The sequence below is a fragment of the Iodidimonas sp. SYSU 1G8 genome (assembly GCF_039655775.1).
Classification (GTDB): domain Bacteria; phylum Pseudomonadota; class Alphaproteobacteria; order SMXS01; family SMXS01; genus RI-34.
Window position 1 is genome coordinate 1,025,304 of the sequence record NZ_JBBYXJ010000002.1, and the last position, 23,369, is coordinate 1,048,672.

Annotated in this window: 21 protein-coding genes; 6 read left to right on the forward strand and 15 right to left on the reverse strand. The window is 63.8% G+C overall.

Annotated elements, in window-relative coordinates; genetic code table 11:
- Nucleotides 1-88 precede the first annotated feature (88 nt).
- From WJU17_RS16060 to WJU17_RS16075, 4 genes are all read right to left on the reverse strand, one after another.
- Nucleotides 89-724, reverse strand: a complete 636-nt coding sequence (locus WJU17_RS16060) for a protein-methionine-sulfoxide reductase heme-binding subunit MsrQ (RefSeq protein ID WP_346328404.1) — start codon at nucleotides 722-724, stop codon at nucleotides 89-91.
- Complete coding sequence (gene msrP / locus WJU17_RS16065) at nucleotides 724-1,659, reverse strand: protein-methionine-sulfoxide reductase catalytic subunit MsrP (RefSeq protein ID WP_346328405.1); 936 nt, start codon at nucleotides 1,657-1,659, stop codon at nucleotides 724-726. Before msrP ends, WJU17_RS16060 begins: the two co-directional genes overlap by 1 nt.
- 74 nt (nucleotides 1,660-1,733) lie before the next feature.
- Nucleotides 1,734-2,201, reverse strand: a complete 468-nt coding sequence (locus WJU17_RS16070) for a Dps family protein (protein WP_346328975.1) — start codon at nucleotides 2,199-2,201, stop codon at nucleotides 1,734-1,736.
- Between the two features lie 75 nt (nucleotides 2,202-2,276).
- Nucleotides 2,277-2,519 carry a hypothetical protein gene (locus WJU17_RS16075; protein WP_346328406.1) on the reverse strand — a complete coding sequence of 81 codons (243 nt, stop codon included), beginning with the start codon at nucleotides 2,517-2,519 and terminating at the stop codon, nucleotides 2,277-2,279.
- 81 nt (nucleotides 2,520-2,600) lie between these two features.
- On the opposite strand from WJU17_RS16075, the gene WJU17_RS16080 reads away from it, so the two are divergent.
- Nucleotides 2,601-3,548 (forward strand): cobalamin-binding protein, encoded by a 948-nt coding sequence (locus WJU17_RS16080; protein WP_346328407.1) that lies wholly within the window; start codon nucleotides 2,601-2,603, stop codon nucleotides 3,546-3,548.
- Nucleotides 3,549-3,560: 12 nt separating this feature from the next.
- Here WJU17_RS16080 and rmuC read toward each other — a convergent pair whose 3' ends face one another.
- The 4 genes from rmuC to WJU17_RS16100 all read right to left on the reverse strand — a co-directional run bounded on the left by rmuC (nucleotide 3,561) and on the right by WJU17_RS16100 (nucleotide 8,198).
- Nucleotides 3,561-5,168, reverse strand: a complete 1,608-nt coding sequence (rmuC, locus tag WJU17_RS16085) for a DNA recombination protein RmuC (RefSeq protein WP_346328408.1) — start codon at nucleotides 5,166-5,168, stop codon at nucleotides 3,561-3,563.
- A gap of 98 nt (nucleotides 5,169-5,266) precedes the next feature.
- Nucleotides 5,267-6,160 carry a hypothetical protein gene (locus tag WJU17_RS16090; protein ID WP_346328409.1) on the reverse strand — a complete coding sequence of 298 codons (894 nt, stop codon included), beginning with the start codon at nucleotides 6,158-6,160 and terminating at the stop codon, nucleotides 5,267-5,269.
- Between the two features lie 137 nt (nucleotides 6,161-6,297).
- Entirely contained in the window at nucleotides 6,298-6,966 is a 669-nt protein-coding gene (locus WJU17_RS16095) for an HAD-IA family hydrolase (RefSeq protein WP_346328410.1), read from the reverse strand.
- A 29-nt stretch (nucleotides 6,967-6,995) separates the two neighbouring features.
- A complete protein-coding gene (locus WJU17_RS16100; RefSeq protein WP_346328411.1) occupies nucleotides 6,996-8,198 on the reverse strand; it encodes a pyridoxal phosphate-dependent aminotransferase in 1,203 nt (400 codons plus the stop codon).
- Nucleotides 8,199-8,431: 233 nt separating this feature from the next.
- Between WJU17_RS16100 and uvrB the strand changes: the two genes are divergently transcribed.
- A complete protein-coding gene (gene uvrB / locus WJU17_RS16105) occupies nucleotides 8,432-10,609 on the forward strand; it encodes an excinuclease ABC subunit UvrB (RefSeq protein WP_346328412.1) in 2,178 nt (725 codons plus the stop codon).
- 85 nt (nucleotides 10,610-10,694) lie between these two features.
- The gene (locus WJU17_RS16110) at nucleotides 10,695-10,883 is read left to right on the forward strand and encodes a hypothetical protein (RefSeq protein WP_346328413.1); all 189 of its coding nucleotides are present in this window, start codon (nucleotides 10,695-10,697) and stop codon (nucleotides 10,881-10,883) included.
- 110 nt (nucleotides 10,884-10,993) lie between these two features.
- Here the strand turns inward: WJU17_RS16110 and WJU17_RS16115 are convergent, their stop codons facing one another.
- The 4 genes from WJU17_RS16115 to WJU17_RS16130 form a co-directional block, all read right to left on the reverse strand.
- Nucleotides 10,994-11,701: a helix-turn-helix domain-containing protein gene (locus tag WJU17_RS16115; RefSeq protein ID WP_346328414.1), complete on the reverse strand. Its 708-nt coding sequence runs from the start codon at nucleotides 11,699-11,701 to the stop codon at nucleotides 10,994-10,996.
- Between the two features lie 505 nt (nucleotides 11,702-12,206).
- Complete coding sequence (locus WJU17_RS16120; protein ID WP_346328415.1) at nucleotides 12,207-13,094, reverse strand: LysR family transcriptional regulator; 888 nt, start codon at nucleotides 13,092-13,094, stop codon at nucleotides 12,207-12,209.
- A gap of 56 nt (nucleotides 13,095-13,150) precedes the next feature.
- Complete coding sequence (trxB, locus tag WJU17_RS16125) at nucleotides 13,151-14,119, reverse strand: thioredoxin-disulfide reductase (RefSeq protein ID WP_346328416.1); 969 nt, start codon at nucleotides 14,117-14,119, stop codon at nucleotides 13,151-13,153.
- Nucleotides 14,120-14,246: 127 nt separating this feature from the next.
- Nucleotides 14,247-14,849, reverse strand: a complete 603-nt coding sequence (locus tag WJU17_RS16130) for a peroxiredoxin (RefSeq protein WP_346328417.1) — start codon at nucleotides 14,847-14,849, stop codon at nucleotides 14,247-14,249.
- 219 nt (nucleotides 14,850-15,068) lie between these two features.
- Between WJU17_RS16130 and WJU17_RS16135 the strand changes: the two genes are divergently transcribed.
- Nucleotides 15,069-15,536 carry an Lrp/AsnC family transcriptional regulator gene (locus tag WJU17_RS16135; protein ID WP_346328418.1) on the forward strand — a complete coding sequence of 156 codons (468 nt, stop codon included), beginning with the start codon at nucleotides 15,069-15,071 and terminating at the stop codon, nucleotides 15,534-15,536.
- A 67-nt stretch (nucleotides 15,537-15,603) separates the two neighbouring features.
- Here the strand turns inward: WJU17_RS16135 and greA are convergent, their stop codons facing one another.
- The 3 genes from greA to carA form a co-directional block, all read right to left on the reverse strand.
- Nucleotides 15,604-16,077, reverse strand: a complete 474-nt coding sequence (gene greA / locus WJU17_RS16140; protein WP_346328419.1) for a transcription elongation factor GreA — start codon at nucleotides 16,075-16,077, stop codon at nucleotides 15,604-15,606.
- A 78-nt stretch (nucleotides 16,078-16,155) separates the two neighbouring features.
- On the reverse strand, nucleotides 16,156-19,398 hold the full coding sequence (gene carB, locus WJU17_RS16145) for a carbamoyl-phosphate synthase large subunit (RefSeq protein WP_346328420.1): 3,243 nt from the start codon (nucleotides 19,396-19,398) through the stop codon (nucleotides 16,156-16,158).
- Nucleotides 19,391-20,566 (reverse strand): glutamine-hydrolyzing carbamoyl-phosphate synthase small subunit, encoded by a 1,176-nt coding sequence (gene carA / locus WJU17_RS16150; protein ID WP_346328421.1) that lies wholly within the window; start codon nucleotides 20,564-20,566, stop codon nucleotides 19,391-19,393. The genes carB and carA overlap by 8 nt, the downstream gene beginning before the upstream one ends.
- Nucleotides 20,567-20,804: 238 nt before the next feature.
- On the opposite strand from carA, the gene WJU17_RS16155 reads away from it, so the two are divergent.
- Both WJU17_RS16155 and dnaG read left to right on the forward strand, forming a co-directional pair.
- Entirely contained in the window at nucleotides 20,805-21,260 is a 456-nt protein-coding gene (locus tag WJU17_RS16155) for a GatB/YqeY domain-containing protein (RefSeq protein WP_346328422.1), read from the forward strand.
- Nucleotides 21,261-21,331: 71 nt separating this feature from the next.
- Nucleotides 21,332-23,221 (forward strand): DNA primase, encoded by a 1,890-nt coding sequence (gene dnaG / locus WJU17_RS16160; protein WP_346328423.1) that lies wholly within the window; start codon nucleotides 21,332-21,334, stop codon nucleotides 23,219-23,221.
- Nucleotides 23,222-23,369: the final 148 nt, after the last annotated feature.

Genomic DNA, 23,369 nt, shown 5'->3' on the forward strand with positions numbered 1-23,369 from the left:
GAATGAACCTCGATGCGATGCCCCGTCACTGTCCCTGCCGCGCCCGCGCGTGTCAATCCGGCGAATGAAATATTGTATACAATATTGCTCAGAGGTTCGCGGCGGTCTCGGCCGGTCTTTTGCGCGGCCTTTGTCTCAGCGAGCGGAGCGCGCGGTAGCCCAGCAGGATCGCGAGGATGCCGGCATAGATCAGCGGCTCGGTCACGTCGGCCTTCACCATCATGTAGTAGTGCAGCACGGCCAGAGCGGCGGCCGGATAGACCAGCCGGTGGAGCGCCTGCCAGCGCTTGCCGCCGAGCCGGCGCATCATGCCCTTGGTCGAGGTGATGGCGAGCGGCAGCAGCAGGAGAATGGTCAGCATGCCGACGGTGATGAAGTTGCGCTTTACGATATCGGCCCAGATACGCGCCCAGTCGAACAACTGGTCGAGCGCCACATAGGAGCTCAGATGCAGGAAGGCATAGGCGAAGGCGAACAGGCCGATCATGCGGCGAAACCGCATGATGTCGTTCCAGCCGGTCAGCCTGGCCGCGGGCGTGACCACCAGCGTGATGAGCAGGAAGCGCAGCGCCCAGTCGCCCGTGTAGCGGTTGATGGTCTCCACCGGGTTGAACCCGAGATCGTCGGGATAGCGCAGTCCGAGCAGAATGAGCGGCAGCAGGCACAGAAGAAAGGCGACCGGCTTGGCCGCGCCGTGGCGCAGGATGCGGGACGCGGCGCGCATCAATAGTACTTCTTCAGGTCCATGTTGGCGTAAAGCGCGGCGACCTGTTCGCCATAGCCGTTGAACATCAGCGTATCGCGGCGGCGCAGTTCGCCGATCCGGCGCTCGGTGGCCTGGCTCCAGCGCGGATGATCCACCTTGGGATTAACGTTGGAATAGAAGCCATATTCCCGCGCATTGGCGATGTTCCACGCGGTTTTGGGCTGTTTCTCGGTAAAGCGGATCGCGACGATCGACTTGATGCTCTTGAAGCCGTATTTCCACGGAACGACAAGACGCAGGGGCGCGCCGTTCTGATTGGGCAGCGTCTTGCCGTAGAGGCCCACGGCCATCAGGGTCAGCGGATTCATCGCCTCGTCGATCCGCAGCCCTTCCTGATAGGGCCATTGCAGCACGTCGCGTTTCTGGCCGCGCATCTCGGACGGACGGACCAGCGTGTCGAACTGGACGTATCTTGCCTTGGAGTTCGGCTCGAAGCGCCTCAGAAGGTTGGAGAGGACGAAGCCATTCCAGGGGATCACCATGGACCAGCCCTCGACGCAGCGCAGGCGATAGATGCGCTCCTCGATCGTCTGGCCTTTCAGCAGGTCTTCCAGATTATAGGTGCCGGGCTTGCCGCACTCGCCCTCGACCTTCACCGACCAGGGACTGGTCGTCAGCGCCTTGGCGTATTTGGCCGGATCGCCCTTGTCGATGCCGAACTCGTAGAAATTGTTGTAGCCGGTGACCGCATCGAGCGGCGTCGGCGTCTCGGTCGTGCTGAACCGGCTCTTGGGGGCGGCCGAGTAGAGATCGGCCCGGGCACCGAACGGGATGGCGGCGAGTGCCGCGCCCGCACCGGCGCCGATCATCAGCTGCCGCCTGTTCAGGTAGACGGATTCGGGGGTCACGGCCGATTCCGGCAGTGTCCAGTTCGGGCGTAATCGGGTCAGCATGCGGCGCTCCTGTACGAGGTCCTATGATCCTCATACGTTCGGAGCGCCGATTAGGTTACAGAAAAATCCCGGGATCAGGCCAGCAGGCTGCGCAGCATCCAGGCGTTCTTCTCCGATACCTGCATGCGCTGGGTCAGCAGATCGGCGGTCGGTTCGTCATGGGCCGCATCGGCGATGGGAAACACCGAACGGGCGGTGCGCACCAGCGTCTCGTGCGCCGACACCAGATTGCGGATCATGTCCTCGGCCTTCGGGATGTCGTCTTCCTCGCCGATGGCGCTCAGGCTGGACAGAGCCTTGTAGGTGCCGGGGGCGTAGACGCCCAGCGCACGGATGCGCTCGGCCACCAGATCGACGGCCAGCGCCAGTTCGGTGTACTGCGTCTCGAACATCAGGTGCAGCGTCTGGAACATGGGGCCGGTCACGTTCCAGTGGTAGTTGTGGGTCTTCAGATACAGCGTATAGGTGTCCGCCAGCAGGTGGGACAGACCCTCCGCGATGGCCTTGCGCTGGTCTTCAGGAATGCCGGTGTTGATTTCCATTGCCATGACGGGGTGCCTTGTTTGCCGATGTGGAGCGTTCCAAGATAAGGTCCCCCAGTACCAAAGCAAGCGGGTTCAGCCGTCGGCTGGCTTGCCCTGGGGTTGTCTGCGACGCATGAAGCGGTGGAGCGGACCGATCACGCGCGGGAAGCGTCGTTCGAGCCTGACGAAAATCTTCCGTGCCGTGTAGGACTGGCTCAAAATCAGGATCAGACCGGCCGCGACGATGGGGATACCGCCCGGCCCAGGCAACAGGCCGACAAGCGGGCCGATGACCAGCAACAGCCAGCCGATCGCCATCAGGAGAACTTTTTTCACCGGGACTCCGATCGGCGGTTGTGTCGCTGCTGGGTCATGGAGAGAATCTGGTGTCGCTCACCTCATGGAACAAGCAAAGATATGGCACAACCTGTCCGCGAAAAACGAGTCGTCTCCCTGATCGCCAGCGCCACCGAGATCGTCTGCGCGCTTGGCAAACGGGACTGGCTACTCGGCCGCTCCCATGAATGCGATTATCCCCCTTTCATCGAGAGCCTGCCGCGCCTGACGGAACCCAAGCTGGACGTGCATGGCAGCTCCTACGAGATCGACCGCCAGGTCAAGACCCTGCTCAAGGACGGGCTGTCGGTCTATCGGGTGGATGTGGATATGCTGCGCCAGATCGATCCCGACGTCATCGTCACCCAGGACCAGTGCGAGGTCTGCGCCGCCAGCCTGGCGGATGTGGAGGCGGCCATGTGCAACTGGACAGGACGGGATGTGGATATCGTCTCGCTGCGCCCGGATGCCTTGGCCGATGCCTGGACGGACATCGAGCGCGTCGCGGCGGCGCTGGACTGCGCCGAGGATGGGGCCGCGCTGATCGCGGGTCTGAAGGCGCGCATGCAGGCGGTCGTGGATCGCTGCGCCGGTTTGCCCAAGCCGCGCGTCGCCAGCATCGAATGGATCGATCCGCTGATGGCGGCGGGCAACTGGATGCCCGAGCTGGTCGCCATGGCCGGCGGCGACAATCTGTTCGGCGAGGCGGGCAAGCACTCGCCGTGGATGACCTGGGAGCAGTTGCGCGCGGCCGATCCGGACGTGATCGCGATCCTGCCCTGCGGTTTCGATATTCCCCGGGTGCTCGAGGAAATGCCGCTGCTCACGGGCAAGCCCGGCTGGGCGGACCTCAAGGCCGTGCGCGAGGGCCGCGTCTACGTCACCGATGGCAACCAGTATTTCAACCGCCCTGGGCCGAGACTGGCGGAATCGCTGGAGATCATGGCGGAAATCCTGCATCCCGGCCGGTTCGATTTCGGCCATCGCGGCACCGGCTGGATTCCCTTCGAGCGCGAACTGGTGGGGTAGTCCGTTCCAGCGCTATTCCGTCTCGCTTTCGGAATCTTCCAGGTTCTCTTCCGAGAACACCGCGCCGAGCAGGGTCTGCGCGTCGATCCCCGGCAGGGTTTCCACGTCGCGCAGCTTGCGGTTCATGGCCCGGGTGCGCACGCCCAGCTTCTCTACCGAGCGGGCGGCGGTTTCCAGTTGGCTGCTCAGGCGCTTGACCACGTCGTTGTAGTTGCCGAACTCGCCCTTGATGGCGCCCAGCACCTGCCAGACCTCGCTGGACCGCTTCTCCAGCGCCAGCGACCGGAAGCCCATCTGCAGCGCATTCAGCAATGCGCCAAAGGTCGTCGGGCCGGTCAGCGTCACCCGGTAGTCCATCTGCAGCCGCTCGAACAGGCCGGGCTTGCGCAGCAGCTCGGCATAGAGGCTTTCGGTGGGCAGGAACAGGATGGCGAACTCGGTGGTGCGCGGCGTCTCGATATATTTCTCGCTTATCGACTTGGCGAAGGCGCGCACCCGCGTCTCCAGCGCCCGGCTGGCGGCGTTGACGGCCTCCAGGTCGCCGGCTTCGGCGGCGATCACCAGCCGTTCGTAATCCTCCTGCGGGAACTTGGCGTCAACGGGCAGCAACACCTCGTTCTCGCCGTCGCGGCCGGGCAGGCGGATGCAGAATTCGACCCGCTCGGCGCTGTTTTCCTTGATCTGCACGTTCTTCATCAGCTGTTCCGGCGACAGGAACTGCTCCAGCAGCATGGCAGCCTGAACCTCGCCGAAGGTGCCGCGCACGCGCACGTTGGACAGAACCTTCTTCAGGTCGCCGACGCCCGAGGCCAGGGTCTGCATCTCGCCCAGGCCGGTGTGGACCCGTTCCAGCTGCTCGACGACCCGGTTGAACGACTCGCCCAGCCGCGTGTCGAGCGTGGTCTGGAGCTTCTCGTCCACGGTGGCGCGCATCTCGTCCAGCTTGGCGGCGTTTTCCGAGCGCAGGAAATCGAGCCGCCCCTCGACGGTCAGGCGCAGCGCCTCCTGCGCGCCTTCCTGGCGCTGGGTCAGCGCCGCGAGCGCCCCGGTGACGTTCTCCAGCCGCTCGCGCTGCTGCGTGGCGTGGCCTTCCAGCGTCTGGCCGATGGCCGCGCCGAGCTGGCGGAAGCCGCCCAGCATTTCCTCGCGCAGGTTTTTCGCCGCGGTTTCCTGGCGGACGGCCGCCGCTTCAAGCCTGGTGTCGATGGTCTTGTGCAGGGTCTCGCGGCCGGCGCGGGCCTCGTCGCCCATGCGGGCGATGTCCTGGTCCAGTTTCACGCCGATGGCCCGGGAGCGCTCGTCGATCTGGGCGAGGCCCTTGTCCAGGCTGGCGCCGAACTCCTTCACCTGCGCGCCCAGGCTGTCGCTCAGGTCGCGGAACGAGCGGGTCATGGTTTCCTGGAAGGTCATCAGACTCTGGCCCAGCTCCAGCCGCACGCCTCGCAACTGCTCCTCGGCCGAGCGTGTCTGCCGGTCGGTCTCCTCGCGCAGCATCCCGGAAATCTGGTCGCGCGACAGGTCCGTGCCGCCGCCCTTGCCGGCGCGCAGAAAGGCCAGGAACGCGAACAGCGCCGCGAGAGCGGACAGGATGAGCGCGATGACGGGCAGGGCGTCGGCCATGGAATATCCTTGAAGATGACGATGTTCCGGGGCGCGGCCTCGGGGAACGAAACATAAACAGTTGCGTCCCTCGGGGCAATGACGCAGTGCCTCCGGCTTCAGCGGGGATCCGGCCAGTCGAACTCGGCGACCAGCGTCCTGATGTCGTCCGGCTCGAATTCGCCCGCCGCGTGGGCCGCGCGAAGACTGATGTGGACCGGCCCGGCGGCGACGAAGAAGGTTTCGATCCCCCAAAGGGTGCCGTCCCTTTTCAGGTCCGGCCACCTGCGGCGAATGCCGGTGTACCGTCCTGCCGGAAACGTCGCTTCCCGATAGGACGCGTCGCCCAGTTCCATCCACCAGACGACCTCGTCCGCCAACTTGTGCAGCCCCTCCTTCGGGGATCTATCGGTAACGCATATCCTGACGACGACTTCGGTACGGTTAGGGGCGGGTACGTCGTAGAAGACCATGCCGTCGCTGCCGTCGGTCACCTCGAAGCTCAGATAGCGGCGGCGATAGTTTCGGAACGACGGTGGAAAGCAGACGCCGGTTACCCGGTGAATGGCGTCGCCGGTTTCCTCGTCGAACTCCCACGCTTCGCCGGGAATCCTGGCCGTCACATCGAGATGCCGTTGCCGGACCGGTGCCGCTGCGGCCCGTTCAAACCGCATCTCGAGGCTCTTGGCCCACATGTTCAGCGGACTGACCATGCGCGGCAGATCGCCGAGCGCTTCCGCCAGTCGCGCCGTCTCTTCAAAGAGGCGTTCGGCGCCAAGATGGTCGCCCGTATCAAAGGTCGCGGTGGCGAGGAAGTACAGCGTCTGCAGGCGCTCCTCATCCGGCATGTCATCGGTCAGGCACACACTGAACCAGGATATCGCCCGCCATGGCTTGCGCTCGAGCAGGTCATGGCCCGCCGCCATGTACTGTTCCCAGCGATCCCGCTCGAACGCCACCATCGGGGCCGGTTCGCTCCGCCTCAGGATCGATGAAATGAATTTCCTGAACATGAAGTCCCCCAAACAGGCTGCACATTATCGATAGAACGTTTGCAGAACATCGGGGAGTAATCAAGAGGGTGCGAAAGCCGCGCTTGCCGGTGGGCAAGGGAAAGTCTCCGACGGGAGTACGGATCGTCTCGAGAACCCTAAGAATTCAGGCTCAGTAGCCCAGGCACGAGCCGCATGTCGTCGAACGGATGGCCGCCCGAAAGGTCCGCCGGGGCATGCGCGGCGTGGGCCACGTAGGCCATGGCCTTCATGCCGGCGGCCTGCGCCGCCTTCAGGCCGGCGGCGCTGTCCTCGATCACCACGCAGTCGGCGGGCGCCGCGCCCATGGTGGCGGCGGCGTGCAGGAACAGGTCGGGAAACGGCTTGCCCCGTGGCATGTCCTCGCCGCTGAACAGGACGTCGCGCAGCAGCGGCAGCAGGCCGGTAAGGCCCAGGCTCATATGCATCTTGGCAATGGTGCCGTTCGAGCCGACGCAGAAGGGGATGTGCGCGTCACGCAGGGCCGCGAGGAGCTCGGGCACATGGGCGACGGGTCTCAGGTCGCGGCGGAACGCGAGCTCGGTTGCCTCGTGCATCTCGGCGATCCAGTCCGATCCCAGATGAACGCCTTGGCTGTCGGCCACCCGGTCGATCACGGCGGGAATGGTCAGGCCGATGAAGGCGGCGACCACGTCGGCCTCGCTCATCATCACGCCGCGCCGGGCGAGCATGTCGGCGAGCACGGCGTTCTGCAGCTTTTCGGAATCCACCAGAACGCCGTCGCAGTCGAAAATGACCAGCTTCGGCGGCGACAGGAGCGGGAACACGGGTTCCCGCTCCGTCAGGCCATCAGTCGTCAGGACAGGGCCGCGCAGGCGCGCTGGATGCGCCGGCAGGCTTCCTCGAGCGCTTCCGTCGAGGTCGCGTAGGAGATGCGGAAGTGGGGCGACAGGCCGAACGCGGCGCCGAACACCACGGCGACGCCTTCGGATTCCAGCAGATAGTTGGCTACGTCGGCGTCGTTGTTCAGCACGAGGCCGCCCGGCGTGGTCTTGCCGATCATCCCGGCGCAGCTGGGATACACGTAGAACGCGCCTTCCGGCGTCGGGCAGGTGATGCCCTTGGCCTGATTCAGCATGGACACGACCAGGTCGCGCCGTTCCTTGAACACGGCGTTCCGTTCGGCGATGAAGTGCTGCGGGCCGTTCAGCGCCGCCACCGTCGCCGCCTGGCTGATGGACGACGGATTGGACGTGCTCTGCGACTGCATCTTGGCGATGGCCTTGATCAGCGACGCGGGGCCGCCGCCATAGCCAATGCGCCAGCCGGTCATGGCATATGCCTTGGCGACGCCGTTCATGGTCAGGGTGCGGTCGAACAGGGCAGGCTCGACCTGGGCGGGCGTGTAGAACTTGAAGTCGTCATAGACCAGGTGCTCGTAGATGTCGTCCGCGAACATCCAGACATGCGGGTGACGCAGCAGCACATCGGTCAGCGCCTTGATCTCGTCATAGGTATAGGCAGCGCCCGACGGGTTCGACGGCGAGTTGAAGATCAGCCATTTGGTGCGGTCGGTGATCGCCGCCTCGAGCTGGGCGGCGGTCATCTTGAAATTGGTCGCGATGCTCGCCTCGACGATCACCGGCGTGCCGCCGCACAGCTGGATGATGTCCGGATAGGAGACCCAGTACGGCGCGGGGATGATCACCTCGTCGCCGGGGTTCACGGTCGCCATCATGGCATTGAAGATGGTGTGCTTGCCGCCGCAGTTCACGGTGATCTGGTCGGGCGTGTACTTCAGCCCGTTCTCGCGCTCGAACTTGGCGCAGATCGCCTCCTTCAGTTCGCGCGTGCCGTCCACATCCGTGTATTTCGTCTGGCCGTCCCGGATCGCCTTGATGGCGGCTTCCTTGATGTTGTCCGGCGTGTCGAAATCCGGCTCGCCGGCGCCCAGACCGATCACGTCCAGACCGGCTGCCTTGAGTTCACGGGCCTTGGCCGTCACCGCGATGGTGGGCGAAGGCTGGATGCGTCCAATGGCATCGGAGAAGAAGCTCACTGCTCGACCTTTCTTGTTATGGAGCGGGTCGCAAAACGGCCGGACCGTACGCTTGGAAGCGTTCGGGTTCAAGCGGCCATCGCGATCCGGTGAAACTTCCGCGGCCATACTGACGGAGTTTTGAGCCGTGCATCAAACCCGCCTGTCGCCGCCGTATGATCTGTAATGGTGCTCATCGGATATGCTGTCGCCGGGACTCGCAAAAAGGCTCTCTCCGACCATATAACCAATCCATGTCCGATCAGATGCTCGCCGATAACAGCTACCCGTTCGACCCGCCCAAGGTGGCGCGGCCGCCGAAGGGGCAGGGCGGTATTCCGCTCAAGGTGGAAAGCCCGTTCGTGCCCGCCGGCGACCAGCCGCGCGCCATCGCCGAACTGGTGGCTGGCATTCGCGGCAACGAGAAGGACCAGGTGCTGCTGGGCGTCACCGGCTCGGGCAAGACCTTCACCATGGCCAAGGTGATCGAGACGACCCAGAAGCCGGCGCTGATCCTGGCGCCCAACAAGACGCTGGCGGCCCAGCTCTATGGCGAGATGAAGGCGTTCTTTCCGTCCAACGCCGTGGAATATTTCGTTTCTTACTACGACTACTACCAGCCGGAAGCCTATGTGCCGCGCACCGACACCTTCATCGAGAAGGAGTCGAGCATCAACGCCCAGATCGACCGCATGCGGCATTCCGCGACGCGGGCGCTGCTGGAGCGGGACGATGTGATCATCGTGGCGTCGGTGTCGTGCATTTACGGCATCGGATCGGTGGAAACCTATTCGGCCATGACCTGCGAGGTCAGCATGGGGCAGGTCATCGACCGGACCAGCCTGCTGCGTCGCTTCGCCGAGCTGCAGTACAAACGCAACGACCAGTCGCTGGTGCGCGGCACCTTCCGGGCGAAGGGCGACGTAGTGGAGATTTTCCCGAGCCATCACGAGGATCGCGCCTGGCGGATATCGCTGTTTGGCGACGAGGTGGAAAGCATCGTCGAGTTCGATCCGCTGACCGGCGAGAAGACGGCCAAGCTGGAATCGGTCAAGGCGTACCCGAGTTCGCACTACGTCACGCCGCGTCCGACGCTCGATCAGGCGATTCGCCAGATCAAGACGGATCTCGAGGTGCGGCTGGAAGAGCTGCGCGGCGATGGCCGGCTGCTCGAGGCCGAGCGGCTGGAGCAGCGGACCCGTTTCGACATCGAAACCATGGCCGCGACCGGCGTGTGCGCCGGCATCGAGAACTACTCCCGTTACCTGACCGGCCGGCCGCCGGGCGCGCCGCCGCCGACCCTGTTCGAGTATCTGCCGCCCGAGGCGCTGGTGATCGTGGATGAGAGCCATGTGACCATCGGCCAGCTCAACGCCATGTACAATGGCGACTTCCGGCGAAAAACCACCCTGGCGGAATATGGCTTCCGGCTGCCGAGCTGCATGGATAACCGGCCGCTGAAGTTCGAGGAATGGAACGCCATGCGACCGCAGACGGTGTTCGTCTCGGCGACGCCAGGTCCCTGGGAAATGGAGCAGACGGGCGGCGTGTTCGCCGAACAGGTCATTCGGCCGACCGGCCTGACCGACCCGGACATCTTCATCCGTCCCGTGGAAAGCCAGGTCGATGACCTGATCGCCGAGTGCAAGCTGGTGGCGGCCAAGGGCCAGCGGATTCTCGTCACGACGCTGACCAAGCGGATGGCCGAGGACCTTACGGAATATCTGCACGAGAACGGTCTGCGCGTGCGCTACATGCATTCCGATATCGAGACGCTGGAGCGCATCGAGATCATCCGCGATCTGCGCCTGGGTGTGTTCGACGTGCTGGTCGGCATCAATCTGCTGCGCGAGGGTCTCGACATCCCGGAATGCGCGCTGGTCGCCATCCTGGATGCGGACAAGGAAGGCTTCCTGCGCTCGGAAACCGCGCTGGTGCAGACCATAGGCCGTGCCGCGCGCAACGTGGAAGGCCGGGTGATCCTGTATGCCGACAAGGTGACGGGCTCGCTCAAGCGGGCCATCGACGAGACCGAACGGCGCCGCAGCAAGCAGGAAGCCTACAACCGGGAACATGGCATCACGCCGGAAACCATTCGCCGCGAGATCAGCGACGTGATGCAGAGCGTCTACGAGGCCGACTATGTCACCGTGGATACGGGCGACAGCGACGTGGCGCATCTGGTGGGCCACAATCTGAAGGCGCATCTGGAGGACATGAAGAAACGCATGCTGGATGCGGCGGCGAACCTGGAGTTCGAGGAAGCCGCGCGGCTTCGCGACGAGGTGCGTCGGCTGGAGGCGAGCGAACTTGTGGTGGCCGGCGATCCGCTGGCGCGCTCGACGGGTTTCGAGGCCTCATCGGGCAAGGGGCGTTCCATGTCCGGCCGTCCCGGCACCCGGCAATGGCGCGGCAAGGGCAAACGGCGCTAGAACTTTCGGGGTTTTGACCCTGATCAATGGCCGGCCGCGTCGCCGGGGGCATGCTCGCTCCATCGTCCAACCGATGGAGCCGAACATGCCGCACGCTGAAATGGTCCTCGTCATTCCCGTTCTGATCTTCACCTTCGCGGTGATGGGCTGGATCGTCTCGGTCTTCCGCCGTTACCTCAAGCAGCGCGAGGCGATCGTTGCCTCTTGGGCGCGTCAGCCCGCGGCCAATGTCAACGAGGCCGTGCCGGTACCCGAGCACGCCAGGGCCGCCTGAGAGCTTCCGACAGGCGCCGTCCGGCCAGAGAGGCCAGGACGCATGGTGTTGTATAAAAGCCGGGCTCGTCGCGACGAACCCGGCTTTTGCATGGGTGAAGCTCCTCGCGGTCAGGAAATCCGCAGAGTCGTCAGTCGTTGCTGAAGCTCCAGCAGCAAGGCCTGGGTTCGCTCGCGGCTGTCGCCCTTGAGCACCGGGAGCAAGGTCTTGCAAGCCGAATATTTCTGGGCATCCGCCAGATACTCGTCGGGAATGACGCCATTGGCCCAATAAAGCCGGGTGCTGCCTGAATCCAGGATCAGGTCGCGCAGGATGAAGTCGATGTCCGTGCTGTCGAGCAGGTCGCCCTGACGCTGGATATCCATGATCGCCTGCCGGTGAAACTTCTGCCAGATCTCCTCGATCGAGAACTTGCCGGGATTGGGAAACAGGATCGGCTCCAGCGCCCGGGCCAGATTGGGAATTTCCAGGATCGCGGAGGCGGACCGTTCGATCATGTCCATCAGGCGATCGAAACCCGTCTTGCCCGTGGTGCTTCTGTCGATGGCCTCGAACACCAGACGCAGCCGTTCCTCTATGGCCTTGCCCAGCAGGTTGTCCTTGCTGCCGTAGAGGTCGTAGAGGCTCTTGTAAGCCACGCCGCTCTTCTCGGCGAGTTCGCGCATGGTGACGCCGGCATAACCCTTTTCGGCAATCAGTTGACGCGCCACCGAAAGAATATTGGAGCGGCGGCGCAGTTGCCGTTCGGTCAGGCGCTTCAGAATGGCGGCTCTCCCTTTGATCCCGGACGCTGAATGAATCGACGTATTTTTCAGCAAGATTGCGCATCCCGCCGGTGCGAGTCGAGCAGGAATGAAGGGGCGGGCGTGACGGTCCCAAAAAAGAATGCCGGGCTCTTGCGAGCCCGGCAGTATAGGGAAGACTTCACGTCTTGGGGAGACGATGAATGGGAGGACCCTAGAAACGGGGAGGAAATAGGGCCAGCTCCCACGAAAGCCTCAATATGAGGAGGCCTTCGGTGCCGCCACGCTGAACCGTTGCTTCGTGGCGACAAAAATGAAATTAGTTGTGCGCTGCACCACGGTCCAGCAGGAAACCGTCAGATCAGGCATGTTATTTTTGCATATCAAAAAAACAACCTCTTTCTACTCAAGGGCTTATATGGGGCGCGCCTGAAATATGCGGTATTTGTGCGGCGCAACATCGTGGGTGATGACCGTATCGGCGGGCATAGGAGCACGCGTGACCAAGACAACGCAGATGGATCCGCGCGGTCTTGACTTCAAGAGTGACGAGTGACGATCGTGTACGCCGCCGGACGGCTCAGAACTTGCCGCTGCGGACCTGATCGACCAGGAAGTCGCGGAAAACGGTGATTCGGGTCACGTTGCGCAACTCTTCCGGATAGACGAAATAGACCTTGAAGGTTGGCCCTTCGAGATCCGGGAGCACCTGCACCAGATTGGTGCCTGGCGTGGCGATGTAGTCCGGCAGGGCCGCCAGACCCAGACCGCTCTCGACGGCCTTCAGGATACCGTAAATGTTGTTCACGGCGAGCACCGGCTCGCGCACCCGATCGCCCGCGCCCGCGTGGATGATCCAGTTGAGATCCTGCAACGGCCTGGGCGCTTCGGGGCCATAGCTGATGATGGCGTGGTCATCCAGTTCCTGGGTGGTCTTGGGAGCGCCGTGCTTGGCGACGTATTCCGGCGACGCATAGATGTGGTAGTGAACCGTCATCAGCTGCCGCTGGATCAGGTCGGGCTGGTGCGGCGGATGAAAGCGGATCGCCGCGTCGGATTCGCGCATGGCGATGTCGATTTCCGAATCCGACAGCAAAAGATTGATGCCGATATCCGGATAGGCGAGCTGAAACTCCCTCAGATGCGGCACGAGCCACGTGGAGCCGAACCCGACGGTCGTGGTGACGTTCAGCCTGCCGCGGGCCGCCGTGCGGCTGTCCCGCAGGATCGCCTCCGTGCGTTCCAGCTTAACGAAGACCTCGCTGACCGTCTCGAACAGGGTTTCGCCCTGCTCGGTCAGGATGAGGCCACGCGGATGCCGGTGGAACAGCGAGAAGCCAAGGCTTTCCTCAAGACCGGAAATCTGGCGGCTGATGGCCGACTGGCTCAGGTTCAGCTCGTCGCTGGCATGGGTGAAGCTCCCCGCCTTGGCGACCGAGTAGAAAGTGCGCAGCTTGTCCCAATCCATGGCCATCCCCCGCTGATGATGCCGACTAAGGAGAGATCGTCTCTCTCCTTCTATGCTTATTCTGCCGCCTGCTTGCTACGGACCTCATGGGCGGCGATGAACTTTTCCGCCTCAAGCGCGGCCATGCAACCCATGCCCGCCGCCGTAACGGCCTGACGATAGATCTTGTCGGTCACATCGCCCGCCGCGAATACACCCGGCACCGAAGTCGAGGTGCTGTCCGGATTCTTCAGGATATAGCCGCCGTCGTCGAGCGGAAGCTGGCCCTTGAACAGCTCGGTGGACGGCGAATGACCGATGGCGATGAACACGCCATGCGCGGGTACTTCCGAGAGAGCGCCCGTCTTGGTGTCGCGCAGACGCACGCCGGTCACGCCGAGCGGGTCGGTGCCGCCCAGAATGTCGTCAATGGCCGCGTTCCAGATCACCTCGATCTTCTCGTGGGCGAAGAGGCGCTGCTGCAGCATCTTTTCCGCCCGTAAATCGCCCCGACGATGGACCAGGGTCACCTTGGTGGCGAAATTGGTCAGGTACAGCGCTTCCTCGACAGCGGTATTACCGCCGCCGACCACGATCACTTCCTTGCCGCGATAGAAAAAACCGTCGCAGGTGGCGCAGGCGGAGACGCCAAATCCCTGGAACTTCTGTTCGCCGGGGATGCCCAGCCAACGGGCCTGCGCGCCCGTCGCGATGATCAGGGTCTCGCCCACATATTCGTCGCCGCTGTCGCCAATGGCAACGAACGGTCGGCGCGACAGATCGACGCTGACGATGGTGTCGGAGATGAGCTGGGTGCCGACATGTTCGGCCTGCGCACGCATCTGTTCCATCAGCCAGGGGCCCTGGATGACGTCGGCGAAACCCGGATAGTTCTCGACATCGGTGGTGATGGTGAGCTGGCCGCCGGGCTGGATACCCTGCACCATGACGGGTGAAAGGGCGGCGCGGGCGGCGTAGATGGCCGCCGTATACCCGGCCGGACCGGAGCCGATGATGAGAACCTTCGTCTCGATGCGTTGTGCCATGCCTGTTCTCCGCTGGCGGCTGCCGCGCCTGCCTGGTGGGCGTATCGCGGCGCCTCATTTCGCAATTGCACTCTAGAGTGGTTCTCGGTGTGAGGGAATCGAAGAACCACCCCGTTCGTGAAAGTATTTAGAGCGCTTCATGGTGCTTGGCGAGATACTCCGCGACGCCCTCTCGGGTCGGCGGCATCCCGGCGTCGCCTTTCCGCCATCCCGCCGGACAGACATCGCCATGTTCTTCATGGAAGCGCAGTGCCTCGACGATGCGCAACGCTTCATCGGCGTCGCGGCCCAGCGGCAGGTCGTTGACCAGGGCCTGACGGATGGTGCCGCGCCGGTCGATCAGAAACGTCGCGCGCAGAGCGACAGAATCGTCGATCAGCACGCCATAGTCGCGGGCGATCTGTTTGGTGATGTCGGCCACCATGGGAAACTTCACGGGACCGAGGCCGCCCTCCCCGACGGGCGTGTTGCGCCACGCGTAATGGCTGTACTGGGAATCGACGCTCACGGAGATCAGCTTGGTGTCCAGCGCGGCCAGCGCATCCGCCCGATTGTTGTAGGCAAGGATTTCGGACGGGCACACGAAGGTGAAGTTCAGCGGATAGAAGAATAGGATTCCGTAGTGGCCATCAAGGTAACGGTAGAGGTTCAGCGCTTCCTCGATGTCGCCATCGGGCATGACGGCAGCGCTGGTGAAATCGGGCGCTTTACGGCCGACGAGACTGGTCATAGGGGGATGCTCTCTCCGCTGGAGTGCAGGATTGTGGGATTCTCCGGACCACCTCGAGCAAGGGCGCTGCAGGCGTCCGCGGCACAGGAACGCTCGCCGCGCCTTGCGGTTCACGCGTCTGATGCCGACCGGATTTCCTTTTCAAATGTTCCCAACCTTTGTAATTTAATTTCCCGCCGGCAATGGCCGGATCGCCTTTCATTTCATGACGGATGCCCGATGAAGCTGGACGAGATCGACCGGAAAATCCTCCGGCTGCTGCAGGACAATGGCCGCATGACCAATGTGGATCTGTCCCGGCAGGTGGGGATTTCGGCGCCGCCGTGCCTGCGCCGCGTGCGTGCGCTGGAGGAGAACGGCTATATCGAGGGCTATCACGCCAAGCTCAACGCGACCGAACTGGGGTTCGGGCTGACCGTGTTCGCGATGGTCGGTCTTCATTCACAGGCGGAAGCCGACCTGCAGGCGTTCGAGGATCGCGTGAGGTCGTGGCCGATGGTGCGTGAATGTCACATGCTCAATGGCGAGATCGACTTCATGCTGAAGATCGTCGCGCGCGACCTCAACGAGTTCCAGACATTCCTGACCTCGCAACTGACGCCGGCCCCGAACGTGGCCAGCGTCAAGACGGCCCTCACCATCCGCAGCGCCAAGAACGAGCCCGGCGTCCCGTTCGGGATGGCATGAAACGACGAGACCCCGGCATGTGCCGGGGTCGACGCGAGCGGTCCGGGATATCCGAGGGTCGCGGGGCCTAGATGAACCGTACCTTGAGCACCTCATAGGCGCGGTGGCCGCCCGGCGCGGAGAAATCGACCTCTTCGCCTTCGGATTTGCCGATCAGGGCGCGGGCGAGCGGCGAATTGATGGACAGCAGCCCGGATTTGATATCGGCCTCGACCTCACCCACGATCTGGTAGGTGCGCTCCTCGTCCGTATCGACATCGACCAGCGTGACGGTCGCGCCGAATTTCACGGTCGTCCCCGACAGCTTGGAGATATCGATGACCTCGGCCCGGGAGATCATGTCCTCGAGTTCGGCGATCTGCCCTTCGATGAACGCCTGGCGTTCCTTGGCCGCGTGATACTCGGCGTTCTCCGAAAGATCCCCGTGCTCGCGCGCTTCCGAAATCGCGCGGATCACCGCCGGCCGCTCCTCGTGCTTGTAACGCCGAAGATCGCCTTCGATGCGCTCCAGCCCGCTGGCCGTCATGGGAATCTTTTCCATTCTCGTTCCTTTTGGTCGCAGTACCGCAAAAACAGGCAGCCCGGGCGGGATCGACCGACCGGCTGACTGCCTTCAAGACTACTTAGAATAGGATTGCAGGCTCGCGACTTCAAGGCTGCCGGACGCCAGGCTTTCGATCGCCAGCACAGCGGCGATTGCACCGGCCAGCGTCGTGTAATACGGCACCTTTTCCGTCAGTGCCGTCCGGCGGATGGAAAAGCTGTCCTCGATGGCCTGCGCGCCTTCGGTGGTATTGATGACCAGTTGGACATCGCCGTTCTTGATTTCGTCGACGATGTGCGGGCGGCCTTCCAGTACCTTGTTCACGCGGCTGACAGGCAGCCCCTGATCCTTCAGGAAGGTCGCGGTCCCCTTGGTGGCGATCAGCTTGAAGCCCATGTCGATAAGGGTGCGGCAGGGACCGATGATGCTGTTCTTGTCGGCATCCTTGACGGAAATGAAAACGGTGCCCTTCAATGGCAGATTGGTGCCGCTGGCCAGTTGGGACTTGGCAAACGCCTTGCCAAACGTCCAGTCCAGTCCCATGACTTCGCCGGTCGAGCGCATCTCCGGCCCAAGCAGCGTGTCGACGCCGGGGAAGCGCGCGAAGGGGAAGACGGCTTCCTTGACCGCGACGTGCTGGATGCGGTGTTCCAGCAGGCTGAAGCTGGCCAGCTTTTCGCCGGCCATCACCCGCGCCGCGATCTTCGCCAGCGGAATGCCGATGGCCTTGGCGACGAACGGTACCGTACGGCTGGCGCGCGGGTTCACTTCCAGGATGTAGATGGTTTCGCCCTGCACGGCGAACTGCACGTTCATCAGGCCGACGACGTTGAGTCCCTTGGCCAGCGCCTCGGTCTGTCGCTTGATGTCCTCGATGACGTGGGCGGGCAGGGAGTAGGGCGGCAGCGAACAGGCGCTGTCGCCCGAATGCACGCCGGCTTCCTCGATATGCTCCATGATGCCGGCGACAAAGACCGTCTCGCCATCGGCGATGGCGTCCACATCGACCTCGATGGCATTGCGCAGGTAATAGTCGATGAGCACCGGGCTGTCGCCGGAGACCCGGACGGCTTCCGTCATGTAGCGCTCGAGGCCCTGCGCGTCGCCGACGATCTGCATGCCGCGGCCGCCGAGAACGTAGGACGGGCGGATCACCACCGGATAGCCGATACGGGCAGCGATGTCCTTGGCCTCGTCGAGCGAGGTCGCGGTGCCGTTGTCGGGCTGCTTCAGGCCAAGTTCCTGCAGCAGGGCCTGGAAACGCTGGCGGTCTTCGGCGAGGTCGATCGCGTCGGGCGAGGTGCCCAGGATCGGCACGCCCGCGGTCTCCAGCGCGCTCGCCAGCTTCAACGGGGTCTGGCCGCCGAACTGCACGATCACGCCCTTCAGCGTGCCGCGTGACTGCTCCTTCCGGATCAGTTCGAGCACATGCTCTTCGCTCAGCGGCTCGAAGTACAGCCGGTCCGAGGTGTCGTAATCGGTCGACACGGTCTCCGGATTGCAGTTGACCATGATCGTCTCGTAGCCGGCTTCGGCCAGCGCATACATGGCGTGCACGCAGCAATAATCGAACTCGATCCCCTGGCCGATCCGGTTCGGTCCGCCGCCCAGCACGATGACCTTTTCGCGGTCGCTGGGATTGGACTCGCATTCGCCACCGTCGAACCCGACCTCGTAGGACGAGTACATATAGGGCGTGCGCGCCTCGAACTCGGCACCGCAGGTGTCGATGCGGCGGAAGCAGGGATGAACACCGAGCTCCTGTCGCTGTTCATAGACGTCCTCGGCCTCGATGCCGCACAGCTTGGCGATGCGCGCATCGGAAAAGCCCATGGACTTGTAATAGGCCAGTTCCTGGGGATCGGCGGGCAGCCGGCTTTCGCGCAGCTGGTTCTCGGCGCGCACGATCTCTTCGATCTGGGCCAGGAACCACGGTTCGTAATGGGTGGTCTCGTTGATCTGCGCGAGTGTCAGGCCTTCGCGGAAGGCCTGGGCGATATAGAGAATCCGTTCCGGCGTCGGTCTTGCGATGGCGGCGAACACGGCATCCTTGCCGTCATCGTCGGGGTCGTAACCCGGTATCTCGATCTCGTCGAGACCGGTCAGGCCGGTCTCCAGCGAATACAGCGCCTTCTGCAGGCTCTCGGCGAAGGAGCGGCCGATGGCCATGGATTCGCCAACCGACTTCATCGCCGTGGTCAGGCTCGGCTCGCTGTTCGGGAATTTCTCGAAGGCGAAGCGCGGCACCTTGGTGACGACATAGTCGATGGTCGGCTCGAACGACGCGGGCGTCACGCCGGTGATGTCGTTGGTCAGTTCGTCGAGCGTATAGCCGACGGCAAGGCGGGCGGCGACCTTGGCGATGGGGAAGCCCGTGGCCTTGGAGGCCAGGGCCGAGGACCGGGAGACGCGCGGGTTCATCTCGATGACGATCATGCGGCCGTCCTTCGGGTTGACCGCGAATTGCACGTTCGATCCGCCGGTTTCCACGCCGATCTCGCGCAGCACCGCCAGCGAGGCGTCGCGCATGATCTGGTATTCCTTGTCCGTCAAGGTCAGCGCCGGCGCGACGGTGATGGAATCGCCGGTGTGCACGCCCATCGGATCGATGTTCTCGATGGAGCAGACGATGATGCAGTTGTCCGCCTTGTCGCGGACTACCTCCATCTCGAATTCCTTCCAGCCGAGCACCGATTCCTCGATCAGCACCTGGGTGACCGGTGATGCGTCCAGGCCCTGGCGGACGATGGTCTCGAATTCCTCGCGATTGTAGGCGATGCCACCGCCCGTGCCGCCCATGGTGAAGCTGGGGCGGATGATGGCGGGCAGGCCGACGACGGGGAGGGCATCCAGCGCTTCCGCGAACGTCGAGACCATGCGGCTGGCCGGACAACTCAGTCCGATCTTCTCCATGGCCTCGCGGAACAGCAGGCGGTCCTCGGCCTTGGCGATGGCTTCCTTCGACGCACCGATCAGCTGGACGCCGAATTCCTCCAGCGTGCCGTTCTCGTCCAATGCCAGCGCCGTGTTCAGGGCGGTCTGGCCGCCCATTGTCGGCAGCAGCGCGTCCGGACGCTCGGCGATGATGATCTTGCGCACCATGTCGGGCGTGATCGGCTCGATATAGGTGGCGTCGGCCACTTCCGGATCGGTCATGATCGTCGCCGGGTTCGAGTTCACCAGAATGATCCGGTAACCCTCTTCCTTGAGCGCCCGGCAGGCCTGGGTGCCCGAATAGTCGAACTCGCAAGCCTGACCGATGATGATCGGGCCGGCGCCGATGACGAGAATGCTCTTGATGTCTGTCCGCTTAGGCACGCTTGGCCACCATGTCCATGAACCGGGTGAAGAGGTAGTGGCTATCCTGCGGGCCCGGCGACGCCTCGGGATGATGCTGTACGGAGAAGATCGGCTTGTCCTTGACGGCGAGCCCGCAGACGGTGCCATCGAACAGCGAGACATGGGTGATGTCGACGCTGGCGGGCAGGCTGCCCGCATCCACGGTAAAGCCGTGGTTCATGGACGTGATCTCGACCTTGCCGGTACGCAGATCCTTGACCGGGTGATTAGCCCCGCGATGCCCCTGGTGCATTTTCAGCGTCGTGCCGCCCATGGCGAGCGCGAGCATCTGGTGCCCGAGACAGATACCGAATATCGGCAGCCCGGTGTCGATCAGGTCCTTGATCACCGGGACGGCGTACTCGCCGGTGGCAGCGGGGTCGCCGGGGCCATTGGACAGGAAGATGCCATCAGGCTTATGCGCCATGATCTCTTCGGCGGTCGCGGTGGCCGGGACGACGGTCACCCGCGCGCCCTCGGTCGCCAGCGAGCGGGCGATATTATGCTTCAGGCCGTAATCGACGGCGACGATATGCGCCACGGGCGCTTCCTGCCGGCCATAGCCGCCCTCCAGGGACCAGCGGGTCTGGTCCCAGCTGTAGGTCTGCGTGCAGCTGACATCCTTGGCCAGGTCCATGCCTTCCAGGCCGGGCCATGCCCTCGCCTGCTCGTACAGGGCGCGGATGTCGAAATTGCCGTCCGGTGCGTGGCAGATCACCCCGTTGGGCGCGCCGCCGAGACGAATGCGTCGGGTCAGCCGGCGCGTGTCGACGCCCGTGATCGCGATGAGATTGTGGCTGGCGAGCCAGTCATTCAGATGGCTGACCGCGCGGAAGCTGGACGGCTCGGTGATACGCTCGCGCAGCACCAGACCTCGCGCGGCGGCGTTCTGCGCCTCCACATCCTCGAAATTGGCGCCGACATTGCCCACATGGGGGAAGGTGAAGGTGACGATCTGCGCCGCGTAGGACGGGTCGGTCAGGATTTCCTGATATCCGGTCATGGCGGTATTGAAGCAGACCTCGCCGACGGCGCTGCCGGTCGCGCCCGCGCCGTAGCCCCAATAGACAGTGCCATCATGAAGGACCAGAGCCGCCGTGATCCCGCGATGGGGCGGCGCGTCTGGTAGAATGACGTTTTCAGGCATCGTGGTCTCCGGGCTGGGCCTGCGCGGGCGGCAGCGTGGCGGGCAGCGCGCAAATTTGCGGGAACATAAGCGTTGCGGCCGGATGGGTCAAGCGAAACGCGGTCCTAAAAAATCCTTTAGTATCAAAGGTTTAGATCTTCCGAGCCGGTTTGCCATCCGATTGCCTTTGCTATAGAGTCCGCAGGTCCCGGCGTCCAGAGGCCAAATTCACGGCGTCGGCAAGCGAACGAGGTGACACATGCTCCGCGATCAACTTTCCGAGGCGCTCAAGAACGCCATGCGCGCCCAGGAAAAGCGCCGCACGACGACCCTGCGCCTGATTCTCGCCGCCATCAAGGATCGGGACATCGCGGGTCGTGAAAACGGCAGCCGTGATCTGGTGGGTGACGAGGAAATCCTGCAATTGCTGCAGAAGATGGTCCGCCAGCGCCGCGAGTCCATTGAAACCTTCGAACAGGGTGGCCGTCTGGAGCTCGCCGAGCAGGAACGCGAGGAAATCGCGATCATCGAGGACTTCCTGCCCAAGCAGATGAGCGAGGCCGAGATCGTCGCCGCCGTCGACGCGGTCGTGGCCGATCTGGGCGCCGCCGGTGTCAAGGACATGGGACGGGTCATGGCGACGTTGCGCGAGCGTTATCCTGGCACCATGGATTTCGGCAAGGCCTCCGCCGCGGCCAAGCAGCGGCTCTCCTGATCCGGATGCGCGGCCCGGTCGCCCAACGCTCCGCCGTTTCGCGGCGGAGCCGGGCGCGTTAGACTGACGGGATGCGTTTTTCTCCCGAGTTTCTCGACGAACTGCGGCTGAGGACCCGGCTGACCGATGTGGTCGGCCGCAAGGTCAAGCTCGTGCGCAAGGGGCGCGAGCATGGCGGGCTATGCCCGTTCCATAATGAGAAGACGCCGTCCTTCACGGTCAATGACGACAAAGGCTTTTATCATTGCTTCGGCTGCGGCGCGCATGGCGATGTAGTGAAGTTCGTCATGGAGACGGAGGGGCTGGGGTTTCCCGAGGCGGTGGAGCGACTGGCCAGCGAGGCTGGCCTGGCATTGCCGGCGCATTCGGAGCAGGACCGCGCGCAGGACGACCAGCGCAAGACCCTGCACCAGGTGATGGACGCGGCGGCGTCCTGGTTCCAGAGCCAGTTGGCGGGCGCCGCGGGCCGCGAGGCGCGCGAGTATCTCGCGCGGCGGGGACTGAACGCCGACGCGGTCAAGGCCTTCCGGCTGGGGTACGCGCCCGAGTCACGGACCCAGCTCAAGGACGCCTTGCTGGCGCGCAAGCTGACCGAGGCACAGCTGATCGACACGGGCATGCTGATCAAGCCCGAGGATGGCGGCGCCAGTTTCGACCGTTTCCGCCACCGGGTGATGTTTCCCATCGCCGACGCCCAGGGACGGATCGTCGGTTTTGGCGGCCGTGCTCTGGGCGACGCGCCGGCCAAATACCTCAACTCGCCCGAGACGGTGCTCTTTCACAAGGGCCGGCTGCTTTACAACATGACCATGGCTCGTGCCGCCGCGCGCGCCGCCGACCGCGTCATTGTCGCCGAAGGCTACATGGACGTCATCGCGATGGCACAAGCCGGACTGAAGGAAGCGGTGGCGCCGCTCGGTACGGCCGTCACCGAGGACCAGCTTGCTCTCTTGTGGCGCATGGCGCCTGAGCCCATCTTCTGTTTCGATGGCGACGCGGCGGGCCTGCGCGCCGCCGAACGGGCCATGGTGCGCGCGCTGCCGTTGCTGAAGGCGGGGCAGTCACTCCGGTTCGTGGCGCTGCCGAAGGGCGAGGATCCGGATACGCTGATCCGGAACCAGGGTGTCGGCGCGATGCGCGAGATGCTGGACGCCGCCCGGCCGCTGATCGATGTGCTGTGGGACGTGGAACTGGCGCGTCTGCCGACCGATACGCCCGAGCGCCGGGCCGGCTTCAAGGCGCGGCTGCGGGAGCGTTTGAGCGAGATCGCCGATCCGGATGTGCGGGGCTTTTACAAAGAGGAATTCGATGCTCGAATGCGGTCCCTCTGGCAGCCCAAGCAGGATTTCGGCCCATCGAACCGGTTCCGCGACGGGGCGCGCCGGCCGCCAGGCAAGGGGCGGGGGCGTTACGACGCGCCCATTCCCGTCAGCCGGGAATTGCTGCGGACGCCGTTGGCTCAGGGCGCCGGGTTTACCAATCACCGCCGCGAACGGCTGATTCTGATGACTGTCCTCAATCACCCGGAACTTCTGGACCGCTATCAGGAAGAGTTCATGGCGGTCGACCTGGACAGCGACGAGCTTGACAAGCTGCGTGCCGCGATCATACGAATTGCCGCAAGCTGCCATCAGTCTGATGACAAACTTGAAAGTTCAACCGTCCGGAACCACCTGTACCAGGAAGGTTTCGGAAGGGCCGTGCAACGTTTGGAGGGGGATAAAGGGTTGGTGGGCGATCTGTTCGCTAAGCCCGATGCTACAGCCGACTCCGCCGAACAGGGCTTGCTGTCGCTCATGCAGGCAAGCCAGTTGCAGTTGCTGCACACGGAACTGGAAGCGGCCGAAGTGGATGCACTGTCCGACGACATTGACGAGGCTGAACGGGCGACTCGCAGGGCGCGCGACCTTCGCGCGCAGATCGAGTCGCTCGTCGAACGTTTGGCTGGGGTGGAGCGGTAGAAGCAAGGACGGCGGGGCAGGTCTCGCCGGGAGCGGAATTAGATGAACCCTTTGGGCGCTTGATCGCGTACTGAAAGGGCCTACTTGGACACGAATTCAGACAGCGCGGCCGCGCAACACGTTCGGCAAGCGCCTGTCGCAGAGGAGC

What these genes read in the sequence shown, in the direction of transcription:
- WJU17_RS16130 (WP_346328417.1), bottom strand. Translation starts at nt 14,849, where the DNA reads ATGACCAGTCTCGTCGGCCGTAAAGCGCCCGATTTCACCAGCGCTGCC.
- WJU17_RS16155 (WP_346328422.1), top strand. Translation starts at nt 20,805, where the DNA reads ATGCTCCGCGATCAACTTTCCGAGGCGCTCAAGAACGCCATGCGCGCC.
- WJU17_RS16135 (WP_346328418.1), top strand. Translation starts at nt 15,069, where the DNA reads ATGAAGCTGGACGAGATCGACCGGAAAATCCTCCGGCTGCTGCAGGAC.
- trxB (WP_346328416.1), bottom strand. Translation starts at nt 14,119, where the DNA reads ATGGCACAACGCATCGAGACGAAGGTTCTCATCATCGGCTCCGGTCCG.
- WJU17_RS16110 (WP_346328413.1), top strand. Translation starts at nt 10,695, where the DNA reads ATGCCGCACGCTGAAATGGTCCTCGTCATTCCCGTTCTGATCTTCACC.
- greA (WP_346328419.1), bottom strand. Translation starts at nt 16,077, where the DNA reads ATGGAAAAGATTCCCATGACGGCCAGCGGGCTGGAGCGCATCGAAGGC.
- dnaG (WP_346328423.1), top strand. Translation starts at nt 21,332, where the DNA reads ATGCGTTTTTCTCCCGAGTTTCTCGACGAACTGCGGCTGAGGACCCGG.
- WJU17_RS16080 (WP_346328407.1), top strand. Translation starts at nt 2,601, where the DNA reads ATGGCACAACCTGTCCGCGAAAAACGAGTCGTCTCCCTGATCGCCAGC.
- rmuC (WP_346328408.1), bottom strand. Translation starts at nt 5,168, where the DNA reads ATGGCCGACGCCCTGCCCGTCATCGCGCTCATCCTGTCCGCTCTCGCG.
- WJU17_RS16060 (WP_346328404.1), bottom strand. Translation starts at nt 724, where the DNA reads ATGCGCGCCGCGTCCCGCATCCTGCGCCACGGCGCGGCCAAGCCGGTC.
- uvrB (WP_346328412.1), top strand. Translation starts at nt 8,432, where the DNA reads ATGTCCGATCAGATGCTCGCCGATAACAGCTACCCGTTCGACCCGCCC.
- WJU17_RS16070 (WP_346328975.1), bottom strand. Translation starts at nt 2,201, where the DNA reads ATGGAAATCAACACCGGCATTCCTGAAGACCAGCGCAAGGCCATCGCG.
- WJU17_RS16120 (WP_346328415.1), bottom strand. Translation starts at nt 13,094, where the DNA reads ATGGATTGGGACAAGCTGCGCACTTTCTACTCGGTCGCCAAGGCGGGG.
- WJU17_RS16090 (WP_346328409.1), bottom strand. Translation starts at nt 6,160, where the DNA reads ATGTTCAGGAAATTCATTTCATCGATCCTGAGGCGGAGCGAACCGGCC.
- msrP (WP_346328405.1), bottom strand. Translation starts at nt 1,659, where the DNA reads ATGCTGACCCGATTACGCCCGAACTGGACACTGCCGGAATCGGCCGTG.
- carA (WP_346328421.1), bottom strand. Translation starts at nt 20,566, where the DNA reads ATGCCTGAAAACGTCATTCTACCAGACGCGCCGCCCCATCGCGGGATC.